We start from the raw sequence: 21,026 nt of genomic DNA on the forward strand, positions 1-21,026 counted from the left end.
TGAAAGGAATCGTTCACATTGTAGTATCTTTGCAAAGTAGTTATGAATCTGAAGACCTTGTTAGAGGCATTTGAAAAGAATCCCCGCCTTTTTCAATTGGTGGACAAGCTTACTATGTCTACCCCTCAACACATCCAACTAAAAAACCTGCGGGGAGGTGCCACAGCTTTTACAATTGCCAGTGCATTTGAACATCCCACACTTTCTGAAATAAATCATGTAGTAGTTTGCGAAGACGCTGAGTCGGCTGCTTACTTGCATAATTCGTTGGAAAGCATCACTCAGGCCCTGAACATATTTTATTTTCCCGCTTCGTTTAAGAACAGAAGAAACTATCAGTTGCTCAACTCGAGTCATGTAATGATGCGAACAGAAGCGCTCACTAAGTTTTCTATGAGTGCTGCGGGAAATTATGGCAGAGCCGGAATGTTGATTACTTATCCGGAAGCTTTGTTTGAGAAAGTGGTATTGCCTGCTACTTTGAACGGTAATATTATCTACCTGAAAGCAGGAGATGCTTTAGATGTAGACGGTTTACTACAACAACTGGTAGATTATGGTTTTGAGAGAACGGATTTCGTTTATGAGCCGGGGCAATTTGCTTTACGTGGTGGTATTCTTGACATTTACTCGTTCGGAAATGAAAAACCGTATCGTGTAGAATTGTTCGGAAATGATATCGATTCTATCAGATTGTTTGATCCTGCATCGCAATTGTCTGAACGCAGACTATTACAGGTAACGATTATTCCAAATGTTTCTACACGTTATGAAAGCAATGTAAAAATTCCATTGTTTGAGTTTTTACCTGAAAATACAGTTTACTGGTTTCAGGATTGGGACTTAACCAGAGAGCGTCTGATAACCCAATACGAAGAGTTGAATGCATTTCTTGAATTACTAAAATCAGCAGAAGCCGAAGCTTCTCAAAAGAAAAAGAAAGCCATTGATCCGGAAGAAGATGATAAGCTGATAAAAGAAACGGTAAGTATTGATGAGTTTGTAACGGTAGAACTGGTAGAGGATGCACTTAGAAAATCTACGGTGATAGAATGGAGTGACCAGGTATATTTTCAGGCACACAATACTGCTTTAACGAACATTATTTTTGCTACCAAACCACAGCCTCCGTTTAACAGGCAGTTTGAGTTGCTGATTAAAGACCTTCAGCAATGGCAGGCCAAAAAGTATTCTATCTACCTCTTTGCTGAGAATGCAAAACAGCTTGAACGTATTCATACCATTTTTGAAGATCAGAATGCAAATATCCAGTTAACTCCTGTACCGGTAGCAATTGACCAGGGTTTTATTGATGATGATTTGCAGGTAGTTTGTTATACTGATCACCAGATTTTTCAGCGATACCATAAATATAAGGTGAAGCAGGCCTATAATAAAAATAAGGCGATCACCCTGAGAACACTTCGTGAATTGCAACCTGGAGATTTTGTAACACATATCGATCACGGTGTGGGTGTTTATAGCGGATTGCAAAAGCTTGAAGTAAACGGTAAGTTACAAGAGGCTGTAAGGATTATTTATAAAGACAGTGATATTCTATATGTGAATATCAACTCGCTGCATAAAATATCTAAATACACCGGTAAAGAAGGGGCTATACCTAAAGTAAATAAACTGGGTAGTGATGCTTGGAATAAGCTGAAAGAGAAGACAAAAACAAAAGTCAAGGAAATAGCGTTCGATCTGATTCAGTTATACGCTCAACGGAAAGCCCAGCAAGGGTTTCAGTTTGCACCGGATAATTACCTTCAGATGGAGCTGGAAGCTTCTTTTATTTATGAGGATACACCCGACCAGTCGAAAGCATCAGCTGATGTAAAAAAGGATATGGAAGCGCCCAGTCCGATGGACCGCCTGGTTTGCGGTGATGTTGGTTTCGGGAAAACTGAAATTGCTATCAGAGCAGCCTTTAAGGCTTGTTGTGATAGTAAGCAGGTGGCTGTATTAGTGCCCACCACCATCCTTGCCTTTCAGCATTATAAAACATTTAAGGAGCGATTAAAAGATTTTCCGGTGACCATTGATTTTATCAACCGGTTTAAAACATCTAAAGAAAAGAAAGAAACACTTACCCGCTTAAGCGACGGTAAAATTGATATTATTATAGGTACACACGCCATTTTAGGAAAGGATGTAAAATTCAAGAACCTGGGATTGTTGATTGTTGATGAAGAGCAAAAGTTCGGAGTAGCGCATAAGGAGAAAATAAAAACACTTCGTACAAATGTTGACTGTCTTACTTTAACAGCAACACCGATTCCGAGAACACTGCAATTCAGTTTAATGGGAGCCAGAGACCTGAGTATTATGAACACTCCGCCCCCTAACCGTCAACCTATACAAACTGAAGTAGCTGTCTTTAATCATGACATGATCAGAGATGCGATTTATTTTGAAACGGAACGTGGCGGACAGGTATTCTTTATTCATAATCGTATTCAGGGATTGTTAGAGATGAAGAACCTGCTGCAGGGTTTGTGTCCGGATCTGAGTATCGGTTATGCACATGGACAGTTAGAAGGAAGTGAACTGGAAGAAATTATTCTTGACTTCACCGATAAAAAATACGATGTATTGATTTGTACCAATATCGTTGAAAGCGGGGTTGATATTCCAAACGTAAATACTATTATTATTAATAACGCGCATCACTTTGGTTTAAGTGATTTGCACCAGTTACGTGGAAGAGTAGGAAGGGGCAATAAAAAAGCATTTTGCTATTTGTTGGCACCACCGATGAGTACTTTACCGCCTGATTCAAGAAAAAGACTGCAAACGCTCGAGCAGCATAGTGATCTGGGAAGCGGATTTCAGATCGCGATGCGCGACCTGGATATTCGTGGTGCAGGCAACCTGCTGGGAGGTGAACAAAGCGGGTTCATGGCAGAAATCGGGTTTGAAATGTATCAGAAAATTCTCGAAGAAGCAATCAGGGAATTAAAACGGTCAGATTTTGCTGATTTGTTTAAAGATGAAATACGGGCGCAGGATGACTATGTACATGATTGTACCATTGAGACGGATCTGGAAATCTTAATACCTGATGTATATGTTGAAAGTATCAACGAGCGACTGAGTTTGTATTCACGGATTGATAACTGTGAAAACGAAACAGAATTACAGGAGTTTCATCATGAGCTGGAAGATCGTTTCGGCGCCGTGCCGGAAGAGGTGGAAGCCTTGTTTGATACGGTAAGGGCGAGGAAAATGGCGATAGATCTTGGATTTGAAAAAATGCTATTAAAAGAAGAAACGCTGAAATGCTTCTTTATTAATAAACCTGACTCTCCTTATTTTGAGTCGTCTATCTTCCATGATATGTTGGGGTATATTCAAACACGTGTGAATAATGCTCGTTTGAAACAAACCGGAAAATTATTCCTGCTGATAGTGGAGAATATGAAATCAATGAATGATGTACAACGATTTTTAAAGGGTATGCATGCAAGTGTAATTGAGAAGGGAGAAGTGAGAGTAGAGGGGTAATGATAGGGAATGAAACATTAAGAAATTAAGAAGCCCCTGCCGCTTCGCTTTGGCTTATTCTATCTGCTGATTGCGATTTAAACATGAAGTGAATGAAGATAAAAAGCGAATGATGTGTGTTCGTTCAGCTAGTTTCCCTTACTGCCTTCATTATCTTCCTATTTCCTATTGAGATCTGAAAATATTAACCATTAACGAATTAATAAGACCTTTCTGCTTGGCTTTGTCTTATTCTATCTGCTGATTGCGATTTAAACATGAAGTGAATGAAGATAAAAAGCGAATGATGTGTGTTCGTTCAGCTAGTTTCCCTTACTGCCTTCATTATCTTCCTATTTCCTATTGAGATCTGAAAATATTAACCATTAACGAATTAATAAGACCTTTCTGCTTGGCTTTGTCTTATTCTATCTGCTGATTACGATTTAAACATGAAGCGAATGAAGATAAAAAGCGAATGAAGTGCTGTCTTCCGCGCAGCTTTACCTTCATTTTCTTCATGTTTCAAATTCCATTTTCAAGCATAGGAGAAATTAAGTAAGTGNCATTTTCTTCATGTTTCAAATTCCATTTTCAAGCATAGGAGAAATTAAGTAAGTGAAGAATACTTCATTCGCTTAATTTCTTAATGGTAAATGATCTCTCTTTTATTGTTTTTGTGACTTCATAAACGCTGCTCCTATTACTGCCATGGCTACCAATGGAATTGCCCAGATAGCAGATGCCCAGTTAAAAGTTGATTTTACCGAACGTTTTCCATCCTCAATGAAGTCGGTGCGCGTTTTTACTGCCTGAATCAAGGAACTATCATTTTTAATAGCCAGCGCATAGTATTCAACACCAAGGTTACGGTCTGTTTTTTTTGCGATCAGGTCGCCGGCATCTAATAGCAATCTGCCCGTGATCGAATCCTGCTGGGGCAAAAACACTAATCTGTTATACAAAAGGTAGTGTATCTGATTTAACAACGAGTCTGAGTTTCCGGTAATGGTTTGCAAAACCAGAAAATCGTAATAATCATCCGTTTTAAGCTGAGTAATTTCTTTTACCGGGAGTTTTCCTGTGGCGGATAGGGCCATTTTTCTGAACAAGTGATCAGAGCCGCCCAACTGCCGCGCATGGATGGCAATACATTTGTCATTAGCTATCAATGACTTATCTGGCTGTCCGGCAATAAACAAAGCCCATGCATAAGTATTCCACACATCATAATTATCCGGATAGCGGGAACTGAGATTTTCCAGATTTTGTAATCCAAGGTATTGATCTCCAATACTTACTTCCAGTAAATTCTTGTGAAGCAGTTGCAGAAGGTCTGACTGATCATTGGTGGTTTGCTGCAGTTTTATTAATTGGGTTTTAAGACTGTCTTTTGTAATATTTTTAAGTTTATCAAGACTAATATTATAGAGGTCGGTTTGCGACGGAAGTACCTGAGCGGTGGCAAGCGAAGTAACAAAAAGTATTGAGAAACAGTAGATTAAAAGTCTTCGACGCATCATTATTGATTAGCTTTAAGACTGCAAAAGTACAATCTTAGCACCAGCAAAATATTTAAACACAGTATTAAGATGACTAAAGATCAAAAAATTTTATCTGCAATCGCACATATATCTGCGATCCTCCCTTTAGGGTTTGGGTTTGTAGGGCCATTAATCGTTTGGTTATCTAAACGAAACGATGATGATATAGTGGCTGAGCACGCGAAAGAGGCGTTGAATTTTCAACTTTCTCTGATTGTGATGTATCTGATAGCCTGGGTGCTGGTATTTGTGTTAGTAGGGATATTTATGTTATGGTTATTAAGTGTATTGAATGTAATATTAGTGGTGGTAGCGGCTGTTAAGGCCTTAAACGGTGAATTTTTCAGGTATCCGTTTTCCATCAAATTTATTTAGAAAGAACTTTTTCCATTACAAAATGCTCAATGGTAACTTCTGTGAAGGGGTTACCTTTTTTTATATAACCCAGTTTTTCATAAAATGGTACAGCGTTGTAACGGGCATGTAAAGTTATTGTTGAAAAATGGTGAGAAATTGCCCACTGTTCAGCAAAATCTACAATCATTTTGCCGATTCCGAGTCCCTGAAACCGGTCATCTACTGCCATTTGTCGTAGTTGGAGCAGCTGGGGCGATTCTTTAGATAAAATACAGCAGCCTGTAAGGGTATCTTCCTGGAAAGCACCGATAAGAATCCGGTTTTCATCGGGTTGTAATTGTTCGGGAGTGAAATCGAGTCCTAAAGGGGCTCTTAAAACTTTATACCGAAGGGCAACCATGTTATGGTAGGAGGGAGAATTGTATGGAATGATATTGATTTTCATTGTAAAAAAGGGGATTGAAAGAAAGAAATACAAGAAACTGTTAAAAAAACAATCTGATTTGGCGCAAAAATAAATATTTTCTGGAGACGTTTAAAAGAACGAAAATAATAGTAAAATACTGGATATCAGAGGTGTAATAACAAACAAAAATGGCAGTTGTTTAAAAACTTTTCGAAAAATAGATGGAAAGTTATCGTTTTATCCATTATTTTGCGCCCAGAATTGATTGTAAAAATATCGAAATGATCATTCGGTGGCTGATACGAACGTCCGGCTTTGTTAAAAATGGATGTAAGAATTAAAAACCGATGAATTGTTATATAAAATCAAAATCTATATTTTTGCAGCCGTAACTAAACTTTACAAAAATGTCAGACATCGCAACCAGAGTAAAAAAGATCATTGTTGACAAGTTAGGCGTTGAAGAAGCGGAAGTTACCAATGAGGCTTCTTTCACCAATGATTTAGGTGCCGATTCATTGGACACCGTTGAACTAATTATGGAATTTGAAAAAGAATTCAATATTTCAATTCCTGATGAACAAGCTGAGACTATCACTACTGTAGGTCAAGCTGTATCTTACTTAGAAGAACATGCTAAGTAAACTGAATTAAGTTCAGATGCAATAAATTAAATCCGTCTTTCCTTTCCTAAGGGAATGAAAGGCGGGTTTTTTTCCTTTTTAAAATATCCTCGTTGACTTATCATTTATGCAATTAAAACGCGTCGTAGTAACCGGAATTGGAGCACTAACGCCCCTGGGAAATAACTTACAAGAATACTGGAATGGCTTAGTGAACGGTGTTTCCGGAGCTGATTTTATTACATTATTTGATGCTTCTAAATTTAAAACAAGATTTGCCTGTGAATTGAAGAACTTTGATCCAACGGCATTTTTAGATAAAAAAGAAGCTAGAAAGTTAGACCGTTTCTCACAGATTGCCATTGTTGCAGCTGATCAGGCCATTGAAGATAGCCAAATCAAGAATTCACCGTCTTTTAACCCAGACAGGGTAGGTGTTGTATTTGCGAGCGGCATTGGAGGTTTAATTACCTTTCAGGAGGAAGTAAAAGCTTTTGCAGGTGGGGATGGAACTCCTAGATTTAATCCATTCTTCATTCCTAAAATGATTTTAGATATTGCGTCTGGGCATATTTCAATGCGTCATACACTGCGCGGTCCTAACTTTGCCGTTGTAAGTGCCTGTGCCTCTTCTACTAACGCTATCATGGAAGCCTTTAACCTGATTCGTATCGGTAAAGCCGATGCAATTGTTACGGGTGGATCTGAAAGTGTTATCAGCGAAGCTGGTGTGGGTGGTTTCAATGCAATGAAAGCGATGAGTGAGCGTAATGACGATCCTAAAACGGCCAGCCGTCCATACGATAAAGACCGTGATGGTTTTGTAATGGGTGAAGCTGCCGGTGCTTTAATTTTAGAAGAATACGAGCACGCAATTGCACGTGGTGCAAAAATTTATTGCGAAATTGCAGGTACCGGTGCTACTGCTGATGCTTATCATATCACCGCTCCGCATCCGGATGGTTTAGGTGCTAAAAACGTAATGTTGTCAGCCCTCGACGATGCCGGAATGCAGGCTTCTGAAATCGACTACGTGAATACACACGGTACTTCTACTCCGCTGGGAGATATAGCAGAAGTAAAAGCGATTACGGAAGTATTCGGCGAACATGCTTATAAATTAAATATCAGCTCTACCAAATCAATGACAGGCCACTGTTTAGGAGCTGCCGGTGTAATTGAAGCAATCGCTTGTATCATGAGTGTGGTGAACGACGAAATACCTCCGACTATTAACCACTTTACTGACGATCCTGAGCTAGACAATAACCTGAACTTCACTTTCAATAAGTCTCAGAAAAGAACAGTTAATGCTGCATTGAGTAATACCTTCGGTTTCGGAGGCCACAATGCCTGCGTAATTGTGAAAAAATATAAAGGTTAGTCAGTAACTTACAATATTGTTAATATATTTAGGAAGATGCTATATCTTCGTTTATATATTAATCAATCATCTAAAATGTTACTTTATAGTGAGTATTCTCAAACGTCTATTTGAAAAGGATGAGAATCATTCGTTCAAGATAAGCTTGCGTAATGTGCTTGGATTTACTCCTAAGCGCATTGCGTTATATAAAGCTGCTTTGACGCATCGTTCTATCCGCGACAATGCAGATGAGAATAATGAACGACTGGAATATTTAGGTGATGCTGTATTAAGTACTGTGGTGGCTGATTATCTTTTTAAGAAATATCCCTACAAAGAAGAAGGCTTTCTTACCGAAATGAGAAGTAAGATGGTTAATCGTAATAAACTCAATGAGATAGCAGTTAAAATGGGTTTAAAACGAATTACCATTTACAATAAAATCGACAGTTCATTAAAAATGAGCCAGATTTTTGGTAATACGCTTGAAGCGGTAGTAGGTGCTATTTACCTCGATTTAGGTTTCACTAAAACCAAAAGATGGATTGTTAGAAATGTAATTATCCCGCATTTCTACATGGACGACCTCGAGAACCTTGAAATCAATCACAAAAACAAACTTTACGGCTGGGCAAATAAACTCGGTAAAACATTAGAGTTTGTTACGCTCAATGAAAAAATTGAAGGAGGAAGACGACTTTTCACCATCGGAGCTGTTGTTGATGGCGTAAGTTTGGGAGAAGGAAAAGCTTTTAATAAAAAAGACGCCAGTCAGGTGGCTGCTGTTGTTGCCCTGGAAAAGCTGGGCTTATTAAAAAGCGAAGAAGACGTGAATGACTCAACAACTCCTGCAGCTAATAATAAACCCGCTCAATAATTTATTTTCTCTCCATACAGAGTTCAATAAGTACTCCCTTTGTTGATTTAGGATGTAAAAAACAAACCAGTTTATTGTCTGCTCCCTCTTTAGGTACCGTTTGTAAAAGCTGAAAACCTTCGTCTGATAACCGCTTCATTTCACTTTCGATATCTTCCACTTCAAAAGCAATATGGTGAATGCCTTCGCCCTTTTTCTCTAAGAATTTAGCAATAACACCGTCTTCGGAAATACTTTCCAGTAACTCTATTTTAGTAGTCCCCTTTTGAAAAAAGGCAGTATTTACTTTTTCTGACTCCACTACTTCAGTTTTATAACAGGGCGTATTTAATAACTTTTCATAAAAAGGAATCATTTCGTCAAGCGATTGTACGGCAATGCCAATATGTTCTACTTTTAACATAAGAAGAAAATAGTTTCAGTAAAAATACCTACAATTTTCAAGTAAATTTGAGCAAAACGAAATAATTGAATACTTCATTTATTTACCTTGATTACAACGCTACCACTCCCTGTGATGAAAGGGTATTACAAGCCGCATTGCCTTATATGACGGAGTTTTTCGGTAATGCCGCCAGTAATACTTATTCCTTGGGTACCTATGCAGCCAATGCGGTGAAAATCGCACGCGGTGAAGTGGCTAAATGTATCGGGGCAGATGAGTCGGAAGTTATTTTTACCAGCGGCGCTACCGAAAGTTGCAATATTGCGATCAGAGGTGTTGCCGAAACTTATCAGCATAAAGGAAAACATATCATTACTGCTGTTACAGAGCATAAAGCAGTGCTGGATACTTGTAATGCTTTGGAAAAAGAAGGTTACCAGATTACTTATTTAGCTACCGATCAGCAGGGAAATATCAATCTGGATATATTAGAGAAATCGATTACACCCGCCACCATTCTGATTGCATTAATGTATGCCAACAATGAAACTGGTGTTATTCATCCGGTTCAATCAATCGGAAAAATTGCTAAAAAACATGGTGTTATTTTCTTCTGTGATGCTACACAGGCTTTAGGAAAAATAGCAATCGATGTGGTCACCGATGAAATTGATCTGATGGCGGTTTCTGCGCATAAAATTTATGCATTAAAAGGAACCGGTGCTTTGTATATCAGAAGAAAACAACCCCGGGTAACAGTGGCTCCTTTTTTATTTGGAGGTGGTCATGAAAAAGGCTTACGCAGCGGTACATTAAATGTTCCGGGAATTGTGTCAATGGGTAAGGCCTGTTCAATAATTACTGCTGAATTAATTGATATTCAGTCAAAATACACCATTCTTAAAACAAAACTGTTACAGCAGTTATTAACTATTCCACAAACAGTTGTCAATGGAAATATAGATGTTTCATTACCCAATACGGTTAATGTATCTTTTCTTTACACTGAAGGAAAAGCTATACTTGCTGCAGTAAAAGATAAAATTGGTATTAGTGCCGGCAGTGCGTGCACTGCTCATCTCAATAAACCCAGTTATGTATTATTGGCAATGGGACATAGCGAAAACAGAGCGGCAGCTTCATTTCGAATCAGTATCGGACGTAATACAACGGAGGCGCAAATTGACGAAGCCGTAAATATATTCCGTAAGGGAATCAGTGAAGTAAGAGCCGCGAGTTATATTTGGAAAAATTATCAGGAAGGGAGAGAAAATCTACAGCATTGGAAATAAAAAAAACCCTCTCATAGGGAGAGGGGGTACAGTTAGTTTTGATTCATTTAGATAACAATACTAAAAATAAAATTTATTACTTCCAAATCAATTTCAAAGATTTCCTGAAATAAATGTATTGATTCGTCTAAAATGTCGTTATATTCAATAAAACCTATATTCTCTAAACATGTGGCCGATTTGTAAAAAAGAATTTCAACAGTTTTTTAGTAGTTTGACCGGCTATATTGCCATCATCGTATTTTTAATTCTCACCGGATTATTACTTTTTGTATTTCCCAACGGAAATATTCTGGAAGACGGATATGCAACTTTAGAAAAGTTTTTTCAAACTGCTCCTTTAATTTTATTGTTTTTAGTGCCTGCCATCACCATGCGCAGTTTTGCGGATGAGTTTAAACAGGGAACTTTTGAAATTCTTCAAACCAAACCTTTGAAATTATCGCAATTGGTACTGGGAAAATATTTCGGCGCCTTGTTAGTTGTGTTTATTGCGATTCTTCCTACCGTTTTGTATGTATGGGCTATTCAGTCATTAGCTGAAACAAAAGGTATTGATGTTGGTGCAACAATCGGTTCGTACATCGGATTGTATCTTTTGGCTGCTTCTTTCGTGGCAATAGGTGTATTCAGCTCCAGCATCACCGCCAATGCAGTTGTCGGATTTATTCTGGCTGCTTTTTTATCATTCATCTGGTACGGCGCATTTAGTGCTATCGCTTCTATTCCTGTTTTTGAAGCAGGGGCAGATTATTACATTGAAATGTTTGGAATAGACTTTCATTACAGAAGTATCAGCAGAGGAGTAGTAGATACAAGAGATATTGTATACTTCCTTACTCTAATCGGCGCATTTGCACTTTTAACTATCAGAAACCTCGAAAAAAGAACGGCTTAAGGCATTTATCATGAAGAATATTTTCAACTCAAGATATTTCTGGATCTATATCATCGGTGGAGCAATTGTTATTAATCTGCTCGCATCATTTGTGCATACAAGAATTGACCTGACTGCAGAAAAAAGGTTTACATTAACCGAACCTTCCAAAAATCTTATTGCTAAAATAAATGAACCGATAGAAATTACGATTCTGTTAGACGGAGATATGCCTGCAGGTTTTAAACGTCTCAGAAATACGGCCGGTGATTTATTAACAGAGTTTAAGCAGATCAATAGTCAGCAGATTACATTTAAATACCTGCGTCCTTCTGCCAGTGATTCTACCGAAGGTATTACGATGGACTCATTAATAAGATTAGGAATGAGCCCAACCAACGTTCGAATGAAAGCAAAGGAAGGGGAAGGTGAAGAACAGCGTTATTTGTTTCCGGGAGCTTTGGTAAAATATCAGAATAGAATTTTACCAATCGATTTCTTACAGGGTACCAAAGTGGTAGATGGTGATCCCTTCAGTACTTTAAATGCAGCAGAAGCATTGATGGAATACAAATTTGCAAGTACGATTGAAAAAATTACCCGTACAGATGTAGCAAACGTAGGTTACCTTATAGGAAACGGACAGCCTCTGAATTATAATGTATATGATTTAATTGAAGGGGTAATAAAACCTAATTACGGATTCGGATTTATTCCGATTGATAGTGTAGATATCATTCCGCTTGATTTTGATGCAGTGGTAATGATGAAACCAACACTACCGTTTACCGACCGTCAGAAGCTGAAACTCGATCAGTATATCATGAATGGAGGAAAAGTTTTATGGATGGTTGATAAGCTGTATGCTGAGATGGACAGCTTAATGCGGGTGCAAAGTGATTTTGTAGCGTTCGACAGAGACTTGAAATTAGATGATATTTTATTCAAATATGGTGTTCGTTTGAACAGCGACCTGGTACAGGATCTTCAAAGTGACCAATTACCATTGGTTATAGGTAATTATGGCAATCAACCGCAGATGCAGCTGGCGCCGTGGTATTATTTTCCTTTGTTGAGTAGCGGCAGCGAACATCCGATTGTGAAAAATCTCGATTATGTACTGAGTTTATTTCCACAATCATTAGATACGGTGGAGTCAGCCGGTATTCAAAAAACCGTATTACTCAATACTTCCAATGCAGCCAGAATATTAAGCACACCGGCAATCGTATCATTAAACAGTGTAAAGACCGAGGATGATCTGAAAACGTTTAAATCGGGCCCGATACCGATTGCTATTTTACTGGAAGGAAAGTTTAAGTCTCTGTATAGCAATCGATTATCGAAAAGTGTATTAGATAGCTTTAGCCTTTTTTATGAGCAGCCATACTTATCCGAGGCAATGACTGATAATAAAATGATTGTAATCAGTGATGCCGACGTTGCTTCGAATGTTTTTACCCAACAACAGGGGCCTTTGCCGATGGGAATGAATCAGTTTACGCAGCAACGATATGCAAATCACGACTTTCTGGCTAATTCAATTGATTATCTGGTGAATAATTCAGGCATATTAATGGCTCGCAATAAAGATTATTCGTTGAGGTTGTTAGATCCCAAACGTGTGGAAACAGAGAAAGGGAAGTGGCAGCTGATTTGCACAGTAGTTCCGGTGTTAACGGTGATGCTGTTTGGAGCCGTTTTCCAGCAAATCAGAAGAAGAAAATATCAATCTTAAAATTTTTTTAATAAGAAACTGATATTATTAGATTGCTTGTTTCGATCTTTGTAATTCATATTTAACAATTCATGACACCAGAACAAATAACTTACCTTGTATTCGGCGTAGTAGTGATATTAGCGCTGATTTTTGATTTAGGATTACTAAGTAAAAAATCTACTCAGATTTCTATTAAAAAAGCGTTGTATCAAACGCTCTTTTGGGTTTCACTTGCTTTAGGCTTTTTCGTGTTCATGTGGTTTGAGGACGGAAGTACCAAAGCGTTGGAGTATTTAAGTGCTTACCTGATGGAATGGTCATTGAGTATTGATAATATCTTTGTATTTATTCTCATTTTCGGTTTTTTTGGGGTGAAAGAGTCTTATATACCAAGAGTTTTACTCATCGGTATTTTAATGGCGATTGTATTCCGTATCATTTTCATTGCTGTTGGTATTGAACTGGTAACCCGTTTCGGATGGTTATTATACATTTTCGGAGCCATTCTCGTGTACACCGGTATTTCCATGTTCAGAGCCAGTCACGACGAAGAGGTGGATATGAACGAGAACAAAGTGTATAAGTTTCTGAAAAAAGTAGTTCCTCTGGTAGCACACGATGGTGAAGGCCGCTTCAGAGTAAAAATAGACGGTAAAACCTTTTATACCACCACTTTCGTGGTGGTAGTAATGCTGGCCACAACGGATATCGTATTTGCGTTGGATTCAATTCCCGCGGTGTTCGCCATTTCAACTGATAAAATGGTCATTTATACCTCTAATATTTTTGCAGTATTAGGACTAAGATCTTTATTCTTTTTGTTGAAAGGGGCTGCTAATAAATTTCAGTATTTACAACATGGAATTGCAATAGTGCTGGTATATATCGGTTTGAAAATGCTGGTAACCTACTTCCACATTCATATTCCGATTTATATATCACTGGGTGTAATCGTATTATGTATAACCGGCTCGATTCTATATTCACTTATGGTGAATAAGAGACTTGAGAAACAAAATAAACAATAAACTGAAAATTCTTTTTAAGGATATAGCTTCTGTGGTGGATGGAGAGTTTCACGTGTATGACCCCGAAATGCGGGTAGAGGCTGTTAGTATTGATACAAGAACTCCGGTTTTAAATAATCATACCCTTTTCGTTGCTATTAACGGTGAACATTTTAATGCGCATCGTTTTATTCAAACAGCATACGAAAAGGGTATTCGTATGTTTATTGTTCAGGAAACAGAACAGTTAAATCAACTCAATGATGTTAACTACATCGTTGTAAAAAACTCAGTAGTTGCCTTACAACAGTTTGCCCGTTATTATCGTTCTCTGTTTACAATTCCTGTAATCGGAATAACCGGCAGTAATGGAAAAACCATTGTAAAAGAATGGTTGTATCAACTACTGCAAAAGCATGAAAAGATAGCAGTCAGCCCAAGAAGTTTTAATTCACAGATAGGAGTGCCGCTCAGTATTTTTCAAATAAACGAGGAAAGTACACTGGCTATATTCGAGGCTGGCATCTCTACTGTTAATGAAATGCAGCTGCTGGCAAACATTATTCAACCGACGATCGGTATTTTAACCAATATCGGTCATGCACATGATGCTGGGTTTAACAGTCTCCAGCAAAAGTTTGATGAAAAAAAATTGCTTTTCAAGAACGCAGCAGTAGTGATTACTTCTGCCGAATTAGTAGAAGAATACGTAACAGATGAATCGGTTGTTTTTTTTACCTGGGGTGGAAAAGCGGAAGCCAATGTTTATTTGAAGAATGTAATAACCGGTTCAGACAGTACCCGTCTTACAATACAATTCGATGAAGATACTTTTGATATTTCAATACCTTTTATAGATAAAGCATCCATCGAAAATACAATGCACTGTATTTCGTTGCTATTGTATTTGAAGTATCCTCCACATGAAATACAGGAGAAACTATTGCAATTAAGATCGGTTCCGATGCGAATGACATTGAAAAAACTATCTAATGATGCATTGTTAATTGACGATACTTACTCTGCAGATATCGGTTCTTTAAAAATAGCTTTAGATTATCTGGCAGGTTTTGATCAAACAAAAATAAAGACGCTGGTGTTGTCAGATTTTGATCAAACGGGAAGAACCGGTCAGCAATGGTTAAAAGAGGTTTTTGATATTTTGAATCACTACCGGTTTCAGCGTCTCATTGGAATAGGAAAAGAATGGTACCTGAACAGAGCGTCTCTTCCGGTGAATCATTTTGAAAACCTACAGGTATTTGAAGAAGTGAGCGATGCAATCCGGTATTTACGTAATAATATCCAGCCGAAAGAATTAATTCTTTTAAAAGGAGCGCGAAATTATTCATTGGAACGTGTGGTAAAGTCATTGGAGTTCCAGAGTCATGATACCCGGATAGAAGTAATGATTCCACATCTGATAGAAAATGTTCAATATTTTAAGAAGCACCTGATGCCCGGAGTGAAATGCATGGGAATGGTGAAAGCATTTTCTTATGGTACCGGCGCATATGAGATTGCTGAGGTGTTAGTACGCCAGGGAATCGATTATCTTACGGTAGCGTATTTAGACGAAGGGGTTGAATTAAGACAAAAAGGTATTCAGCTGCCGATCATGGTGATGAATGTAGAATATCATTCATTTGAGCGATTAATAGAATATAATCTGGAACCAGTCGTTTACAGTTTGAATATCTGGTCAAAGTTATTGAGCTATCTTGAAGAAAATAAAATACAGGAATATCCTGTACATATAGAATTAGAAACCGGTATGAACCGATTGGGATTAGAGCAAAAAGAAATAGAGCAGCTGTTACCACAGCTTGTTCATCCGGCAATAAAAATACAATCTGTATTCAGTCATCTGGCAGGAAGTGAAGATCCGATACATGATAATTACACTTTAGAACAATTTGCTAAATATCAAAAAATTGTAGGGCTAATTTCTCAAGTAATTGAATATCGTTTCTTAAAGCATATTCTAAATACCAACGGAATACTCAGACACCCATCTTTGCAATTGGATATGGTTCGGTTGGGAATTGGCATGTACGGATTAGCGGTTACACCTGTATTCCGTAAAGATTTAAAAACAGTCGTGAGCCTGATTACTACTATTGCACAGATAAAAGAGGTAGAAGCCGGTACTACTATCAGCTATGGACGTAAAGGAAAGGTAAACACCAAACGTACCATTGCTACTTTACGGATCGGATACGCAGACGGCTATCCGCGAACATTGGGAAATGGGGTTGGAAAGGTTTGGATAAACGGGTATTTTGCACCCATTATAGGTACTATCTGCATGGACATGTTAATGGTAGATATAACTGAAATACCTAATGTACAGGAAGGGGATGAAGCCGAGTTATGGGGTGAAAATGTTTCGTTGGAAGAATTAAGTGCAATATCCGGAACAATTCCGTACGAGATTTTGACAGGAATCAGTAATCGGGTAAAAAGAGTTTATATTACAGGATAAGAAATTAACGAAGCTCTATACCGTACTTTCAGACTATTGCTATAAATTGTAGAAAGAGTATTGCCAATATTAAAGCCAGACAGGGAGATTAAGTTTTTGTAGATTAATTTAACCTTCGTGTTGATGGGCGACTCTAGATAACTATTATCTTTGATAACTTAAATTGTTAATTGTGAAGTTAAGAACGATTTGGATAATTATTTTTTCAGTATTAATTATTGACCAGGCTCTTAAAATCTGGGTGAAAACTTCTATGGGATATGGCGAGCAGATTCCTCTATTGGGTTCATGGTTTCGTTTGCTGTTTATCGAAAATGAAGGTATGGCATGGGGCTGGAAATTCGGTGGTGAGTTCGGGAAACTGGCGTTAACCCTCTTCAGATTGGTTGCCGTAGCATTCGGTACCTGGTTTATTTTTAAGAATTATAATAACCCTAAATACCATAAAGGATTTTTTGTTTGTGTTGCATTAATGTATGCCGGTGCTGCAGGAAATCTGATAGATAGTATTTTTTATGGAGTAATATTTGCAAAATCCGGATACGGGCTTCCTTTAGCAACTATGTTTCCTCCGGAAGGTGGATATGCAACCCTGTTTCATGGGAAAGTGGTAGATATGTTGTATATGCCGATCATTGAGAATAAAGTATTGCCTGAGTGGATTCCGATATGGGGTGGAGAACGATTCACGTTCTTTTCTCCGATTTTCAATATTGCAGATGCATCAATTTCTTTGAGTATTATTTTCATTCTTATCTTTCAAAAGAAATTCTTTAAAGAAACGAAAGAAACAAAAAAAGTTCAGCAAGAAAAGCTGGCATAAAATATAAAAAAAGGGTCGGTGTTAACACCGACCCTTTTTTTATATTTTTCCTACCATTTGTGAAGGGATCACCCATTGATCAAACTCTTCAGCAGTAACATATCCTAATTTTACAGCCATTTCTTTTAAGGTAGTACCTTCTTTGTGGGCTTTCTGGGCAATTTCAGCAGCTTTATAATAACCGATTTTAGTGTTCAGTGAAGTCACTAACATTAAAGAATTATCTAAATGTTTTTTAATGTTTGCTTCGATCGGTTCAATGCCTGCTGCACATTTATCATTAAAGCTAACGCAACCGTCTCCTAATAATTTAGCACTATGCAGGAAGTTGTAGATCATCATCGGTTTGAATACGTTCAATTCGAAATGACCGGTAGCTCCACCTACGTTAATGGCAACATCATTTCCAAGAACCTGTGCAGCAATCATTGTTAATGCCTCGCACTGGGTTGGGTTCACCTTGCCCGGCATGATGGAAGACCCCGGTTCATTATCAGGAATGAAGATTTCACCGATTCCTGAACGTGGTCCTGATGATAACATACGGATATCGTTGGCGATTTTCATCAGGCTGACAGCAACTGTTTTTAACGCACCGTGTGCTTCAACGATGGCATCGTGTGCCGCCAGCGCTTCAAATTTGTTTTCGGCAGTTACAAATGGTAATCCTGATAAATCAGCGATATGTTTTGCTACATTTTCAGAATAACCCTCAGGGGTGTTGATACCGGTTCCAACTGCTGTACCGCCCAATGCTAACTCGCTCAGGTGGCTTAAAGTATTTTTGATAGCTTTTAAACCGTGGTTTAATTGAGATACATATCCGCTGAATTCCTGTCCTAAAGTTAATGGGGTCGCATCCATGAAGTGTGTTCTTCCTATTTTCACCACATTCATAAAGGCTTTTGACTTTTTGTCGAGCGTATCTCTTAGTTTTTCAATACCCGGAACAGTAACTTCTAAAAGAATTTTGTAAGCAGCAATATGCATTGCTGTAGGGAAAGTATCATTTGAAGATTGTGATTTATTTACATCGTCGTTCGGATGTAAGAACTTTTCTTTATCTGTTAGTGAACCTCCTTTGATAACGTGGCCTCTGTAAGCAACCACTTCGTTTACGTTCATGTTTGATTGAGTACCCGAACCTGTTTGCCAAACTACTAGTGGAAACCATTCGTCTAATTTACCCTCCAGAATCTCGTCACAAACCTGACCGATCAGTTTCGATTTTTCTTCAGAAAGTACACCAGCTTCAAAATTGGTAATGGCAGCAGCTTTTTTCAAATAGGCAAACGCACGAATAATTTCAATAGGCATTTTGTTAGTGTCTTGTGCTATTCTGAAGTTATCTATACTTCTTTGCGTCTGAGCACCATATAATGCATTGGCAGGCACTTGCACCTCACCCATAGTATCTTTTTCAATGCGGTATTCCATGTCAAAAAATTTGAGTAAAGTTAGTTAATTGTAAGTTTGATTGTAAGCTTTCTGCAAGAATTTATCAGCTTTATCGTTGAATTAATTTACTGCGTAACACAATTTGTTGGGGAGCCGGTTTTTTTTGTTCTTCTTTCGCCCGTATGAGCTCTAATAATAAGCCGGCAGCTTTTTTTCCTTGTGATGTAGGAAATTGTTCGATAGAAATGACCGGTTTCTTTTCAAGATATTCTATAAAAGAAATATTAGCATAACTGGCTATGTCTACAGGTGTGTTGTAAGACTTCAATATTTTGAATGCATCTAATGCAACATAATCATTTACTGTAATGATAACAGTGGGGGGCTCCTGTAACTTCATTAAATGGTTAATGGCATTTAATGTAGAAGTGTAGGTAAAATCGGTATGTTGAACGTATTCGTCGAGATAATCCAGATTAATTTTTTTTAATCCTTCTTTATAACCCATCCAGCGTTCATTTTTATCAGGAAAGTTTTCGGGTCCCAAAATAAGAGCAATCCGTTGGTGTCCTTTTTCATTTAAACTCTGAATCATTTCTACAGTTGAATGAAATATGCTGCACATAATGTAGTTGATATCCTGATAAAGCGGAACGCGGTCAAAATAAACTATTGGCAGGTCGAGTTCGTTCAATTTTTCAAAATGAGCCAGCGAATCATTGTCTTTTGCCAATGAAACTAATAAACCGTCTACTCTGTATTTGAGCATAGACGCTACCAGCTCTTTTTCAAGATTCATAGAATCGTGCGATTGCGTGATAAGTGCAATGTAATTTTGTTGACGGAGAACGCCTTCAATGCCTGCAAGTATAGAAACGAAGAATTCTTCTTTCAGATTGGGTACTATTACCCCAATCGTATTGGTACGACTACTTTTAAAAGAAATAGCTGTTTGATTGGGGTGATAGTTTAACTCTTCTGCTTTTTTCTTAACGGCAGCTTTTGTATTGGCTCCGATACTCGGATGATTATTGAGTGCTCTTGATACGGTTGAAATGGATATGTTTAGTTGTTGGGCTATTTCTTTTATTGTTGTTATTTTTTTCGACATCTCACTCAGTTTACTTGGATAAAAACAATGGCCCTGCCGAATTTATTCACCCGTAAAGTTCGGCTTTCTTTTTTCGAGAAATGCACTGGTTCCTTCCTGTTTATCTTTTGTTCCGAAACATTTTCCAAATAATTCAACTTCCAGATCAAATCCTTTTTTTTCTCCCGTATAACCGTTAACGGCTTGTATTACATAGTTGATGGCAACAGGAGCTTTTGTTAATATCAGTGCGAGACTTTCTGTTAACCTGGGTAGTAATTCTTCAGGTGTATGTACTTCATTTACAAGTCCGGCTTTTTCTGCATCGGCAGCACTATACAATTTGGCGCTCATAATCCACTCCATTGTTTTTCGTTTGCCGATGGCACTTACCAGGCGTTGTGTTCCGCCATATCCCGGAATCAAACCAAGGTTTACTTCGGGTTGTCCGAACTTCGCATTTTCACTGGCGTATATAAAATGGCAGGCAAGTGCCAGTTCACAACCTCCACCCAATGCGAATCCGTTTACCGCTGCAACAATCGGTTTAGGAGATTTTTCTATTTTAAAAAACAGATCCTGGCCAACCTGTGCCAATTGTTTGGCCTGTTCAACAGTGAGATTCTGAAACTCACTGATATCAGCACCCGCAACAAATGCTTTAGTGCCACTTCCGGTAATAATAGCAGCTTTGATATCTTTATTCTGATAAACTTCTTCGATTGCAGTTGATAATTCAGCAATGACTGTTTTATTCAGTGCATTCATTTTATCAGGTCTGTTAATGGTAATCGTTAAAATATTATTTTCTAAAGTAGTAAGAATAGTTTGATATGACATAGTACATTAAATTAGAAGTTACGATGATCTTTTACCCAGTCGCTGATGTATTTAGCAACATCTTCGGTAGTGGTACCGGGAGCGAATAATGCACCAACACCCATTTCCTGTAAAGAGGTTCTGTCTTCTTCAGGAATTATACCTCCGCCCGTGAGTAAAACATCATCCATTTTGTGTTGCTTCATCAGTTCAAGCATTTTCGGAAACACGGTCATATGTGCTCCGGATAAAATACTGATACCAATGGCATCCACGTCTTCCTGCAAAGCGGCACTCACTACCATTTCCGGCGTTTGACGCAGACCGGTATAGATAACTTCCATACCCGCATCTCTCAACGCAGTGGCAATGATCTTGGCTCCTCTGTCATGACCATCTAAACCTACTTTTGCAACCAGTACTCTGATAGGACGACTCATAATAATTTAATTTTCAATATGGCTCACGTTC

18 protein-coding genes are annotated in these 21,026 nt (G+C 38.1%); 11 read left to right on the top strand and 7 right to left on the bottom strand.

Annotated features, from left to right (window positions below; translation table 11 throughout):
- Positions 1-42: 42 nt before the first annotated feature.
- The gene (gene mfd, locus D9O48_RS10670) at positions 43-3,507 is read left to right on the top strand and encodes a transcription-repair coupling factor (protein WP_126972964.1); all 3,465 of its coding nucleotides are present in this window, start codon (positions 43-45) and stop codon (positions 3,505-3,507) included.
- A 647-nt stretch (positions 3,508-4,154) separates the two neighbouring features.
- Here mfd and D9O48_RS10675 read toward each other — a convergent pair.
- Positions 4,155-5,006, bottom strand: coding sequence for a hypothetical protein (locus tag D9O48_RS10675; RefSeq protein WP_126972965.1), 852 nt, complete (start codon positions 5,004-5,006; stop codon positions 4,155-4,157).
- A 72-nt stretch (positions 5,007-5,078) separates the two neighbouring features.
- Between D9O48_RS10675 and D9O48_RS10680 the strand changes: the two genes are divergently transcribed.
- Positions 5,079-5,405 (top strand): DUF4870 domain-containing protein, encoded by a 327-nt coding sequence (locus D9O48_RS10680; protein ID WP_126972966.1) that lies wholly within the window; start codon positions 5,079-5,081, stop codon positions 5,403-5,405.
- Here D9O48_RS10680 and D9O48_RS10685 read toward each other — a convergent pair.
- Positions 5,398-5,832, bottom strand: coding sequence for a GNAT family N-acetyltransferase (locus D9O48_RS10685; protein WP_126972967.1), 435 nt, complete (start codon positions 5,830-5,832; stop codon positions 5,398-5,400). The genes D9O48_RS10680 and D9O48_RS10685 overlap by 8 nt on opposite strands.
- Before the next feature lie 368 nt (positions 5,833-6,200).
- Between D9O48_RS10685 and D9O48_RS10690 the strand changes: the two genes are divergently transcribed.
- The 3 genes from D9O48_RS10690 (at position 6,201) to rnc (ending at position 8,659) form a co-directional block, all read left to right on the top strand.
- Positions 6,201-6,437, top strand: a complete 237-nt coding sequence (locus D9O48_RS10690; RefSeq protein WP_126972968.1) for an acyl carrier protein — start codon at positions 6,201-6,203, stop codon at positions 6,435-6,437.
- A gap of 106 nt (positions 6,438-6,543) precedes the next feature.
- A complete protein-coding gene (fabF, locus tag D9O48_RS10695; protein ID WP_126972969.1) occupies positions 6,544-7,800 on the top strand; it encodes a beta-ketoacyl-ACP synthase II in 1,257 nt (418 codons plus the stop codon).
- 88 nt (positions 7,801-7,888) lie between these two features.
- Entirely contained in the window at positions 7,889-8,659 is a 771-nt protein-coding gene (gene rnc, locus D9O48_RS10700; protein WP_126972970.1) for a ribonuclease III, read from the top strand.
- A 1-nt stretch (position 8,660) separates the two neighbouring features.
- Here the strand turns inward: rnc and mce are convergent, their stop codons facing one another.
- Positions 8,661-9,062 carry a methylmalonyl-CoA epimerase gene (mce, locus tag D9O48_RS10705; protein WP_126972971.1) on the bottom strand — a complete coding sequence of 134 codons (402 nt, stop codon included), beginning with the start codon at positions 9,060-9,062 and terminating at the stop codon, positions 8,661-8,663.
- Positions 9,063-9,127: 65 nt separating this feature from the next.
- On the opposite strand from mce, the gene D9O48_RS10710 reads away from it, so the two are divergent.
- From D9O48_RS10710 to D9O48_RS10735, 6 genes are all read left to right on the top strand, one after another.
- Complete coding sequence (locus D9O48_RS10710) at positions 9,128-10,336, top strand: cysteine desulfurase family protein (protein ID WP_126972972.1); 1,209 nt, start codon at positions 9,128-9,130, stop codon at positions 10,334-10,336.
- 169 nt (positions 10,337-10,505) lie between these two features.
- Positions 10,506-11,234, top strand: coding sequence for a gliding motility-associated ABC transporter permease subunit GldF (gene gldF / locus D9O48_RS10715; RefSeq protein WP_126972973.1), 729 nt, complete (start codon positions 10,506-10,508; stop codon positions 11,232-11,234).
- A 10-nt stretch (positions 11,235-11,244) separates the two neighbouring features.
- A complete protein-coding gene (gldG, locus tag D9O48_RS10720; protein ID WP_126972974.1) occupies positions 11,245-12,951 on the top strand; it encodes a gliding motility-associated ABC transporter substrate-binding protein GldG in 1,707 nt (568 codons plus the stop codon).
- A gap of 71 nt (positions 12,952-13,022) precedes the next feature.
- A complete protein-coding gene (locus D9O48_RS10725) occupies positions 13,023-13,961 on the top strand; it encodes a TerC/Alx family metal homeostasis membrane protein (RefSeq protein ID WP_126972975.1) in 939 nt (312 codons plus the stop codon).
- Positions 13,939-16,425, top strand: a complete 2,487-nt coding sequence (locus D9O48_RS10730; protein WP_158624868.1) for a bifunctional UDP-N-acetylmuramoyl-tripeptide:D-alanyl-D-alanine ligase/alanine racemase — start codon at positions 13,939-13,941, stop codon at positions 16,423-16,425. Before D9O48_RS10725 ends, D9O48_RS10730 begins: the two co-directional genes overlap by 23 nt.
- A 172-nt stretch (positions 16,426-16,597) precedes the next feature.
- Positions 16,598-17,248 carry a lipoprotein signal peptidase gene (locus D9O48_RS10735; protein WP_126972977.1) on the top strand — a complete coding sequence of 217 codons (651 nt, stop codon included), beginning with the start codon at positions 16,598-16,600 and terminating at the stop codon, positions 17,246-17,248.
- A gap of 39 nt (positions 17,249-17,287) precedes the next feature.
- Here D9O48_RS10735 and fumC read toward each other — a convergent pair whose 3' ends face one another.
- The 4 genes from fumC to D9O48_RS10755 all read right to left on the bottom strand — a co-directional run bounded on the left by fumC (position 17,288) and on the right by D9O48_RS10755 (position 20,995).
- A complete protein-coding gene (fumC, locus tag D9O48_RS10740) occupies positions 17,288-18,685 on the bottom strand; it encodes a class II fumarate hydratase (protein ID WP_126972978.1) in 1,398 nt (465 codons plus the stop codon).
- 70 nt (positions 18,686-18,755) lie between these two features.
- The gene (locus D9O48_RS10745; RefSeq protein ID WP_126972979.1) at positions 18,756-19,757 is read right to left on the bottom strand and encodes a LacI family DNA-binding transcriptional regulator; all 1,002 of its coding nucleotides are present in this window, start codon (positions 19,755-19,757) and stop codon (positions 18,756-18,758) included.
- Positions 19,758-19,799: 42 nt separating this feature from the next.
- The gene (locus D9O48_RS10750; protein WP_126972980.1) at positions 19,800-20,576 is read right to left on the bottom strand and encodes an enoyl-CoA hydratase/isomerase family protein; all 777 of its coding nucleotides are present in this window, start codon (positions 20,574-20,576) and stop codon (positions 19,800-19,802) included.
- Positions 20,577-20,587: 11 nt separating this feature from the next.
- On the bottom strand, positions 20,588-20,995 hold the full coding sequence (locus D9O48_RS10755; RefSeq protein ID WP_126972981.1) for a cobalamin B12-binding domain-containing protein: 408 nt from the start codon (positions 20,993-20,995) through the stop codon (positions 20,588-20,590).
- Positions 20,996-21,026: the final 31 nt, after the last annotated feature.

The sequence above is a fragment of the Gynurincola endophyticus genome, from assembly GCF_003991195.1.
GTDB classification, from domain to species: domain Bacteria; phylum Bacteroidota; class Bacteroidia; order Chitinophagales; family Chitinophagaceae; genus Gynurincola; species Gynurincola endophyticus.

Bases quoted from the DNA above. Each gene is read 5' to 3' on its own strand.
- gldG (WP_126972974.1), top strand. From the start codon at position 11,245: ATGAAGAATATTTTCAACTCAAGATATTTCTGGATCTATATCATCGGT.
- D9O48_RS10750 (WP_126972980.1), bottom strand. From the start codon at position 20,576: ATGTCATATCAAACTATTCTTACTACTTTAGAAAATAATATTTTAACG.
- mfd (WP_126972964.1), top strand. From the start codon at position 43: ATGAATCTGAAGACCTTGTTAGAGGCATTTGAAAAGAATCCCCGCCTT.
- D9O48_RS10725 (WP_126972975.1), top strand. From the start codon at position 13,023: ATGACACCAGAACAAATAACTTACCTTGTATTCGGCGTAGTAGTGATA.
- fumC (WP_126972978.1), bottom strand. From the start codon at position 18,685: ATGGAATACCGCATTGAAAAAGATACTATGGGTGAGGTGCAAGTGCCT.
- gldF (WP_126972973.1), top strand. From the start codon at position 10,506: ATGTGGCCGATTTGTAAAAAAGAATTTCAACAGTTTTTTAGTAGTTTG.
- D9O48_RS10685 (WP_126972967.1), bottom strand. From the start codon at position 5,832: ATGAAAATCAATATCATTCCATACAATTCTCCCTCCTACCATAACATG.
- mce (WP_126972971.1), bottom strand. From the start codon at position 9,062: ATGTTAAAAGTAGAACATATTGGCATTGCCGTACAATCGCTTGACGAA.
- D9O48_RS10755 (WP_126972981.1), bottom strand. From the start codon at position 20,995: ATGAGTCGTCCTATCAGAGTACTGGTTGCAAAAGTAGGTTTAGATGGT.
- fabF (WP_126972969.1), top strand. From the start codon at position 6,544: ATGCAATTAAAACGCGTCGTAGTAACCGGAATTGGAGCACTAACGCCC.
- D9O48_RS10675 (WP_126972965.1), bottom strand. From the start codon at position 5,006: ATGCGTCGAAGACTTTTAATCTACTGTTTCTCAATACTTTTTGTTACT.
- D9O48_RS10690 (WP_126972968.1), top strand. From the start codon at position 6,201: ATGTCAGACATCGCAACCAGAGTAAAAAAGATCATTGTTGACAAGTTA.
- D9O48_RS10745 (WP_126972979.1), bottom strand. From the start codon at position 19,757: ATGTCGAAAAAAATAACAACAATAAAAGAAATAGCCCAACAACTAAAC.
- D9O48_RS10680 (WP_126972966.1), top strand. From the start codon at position 5,079: ATGACTAAAGATCAAAAAATTTTATCTGCAATCGCACATATATCTGCG.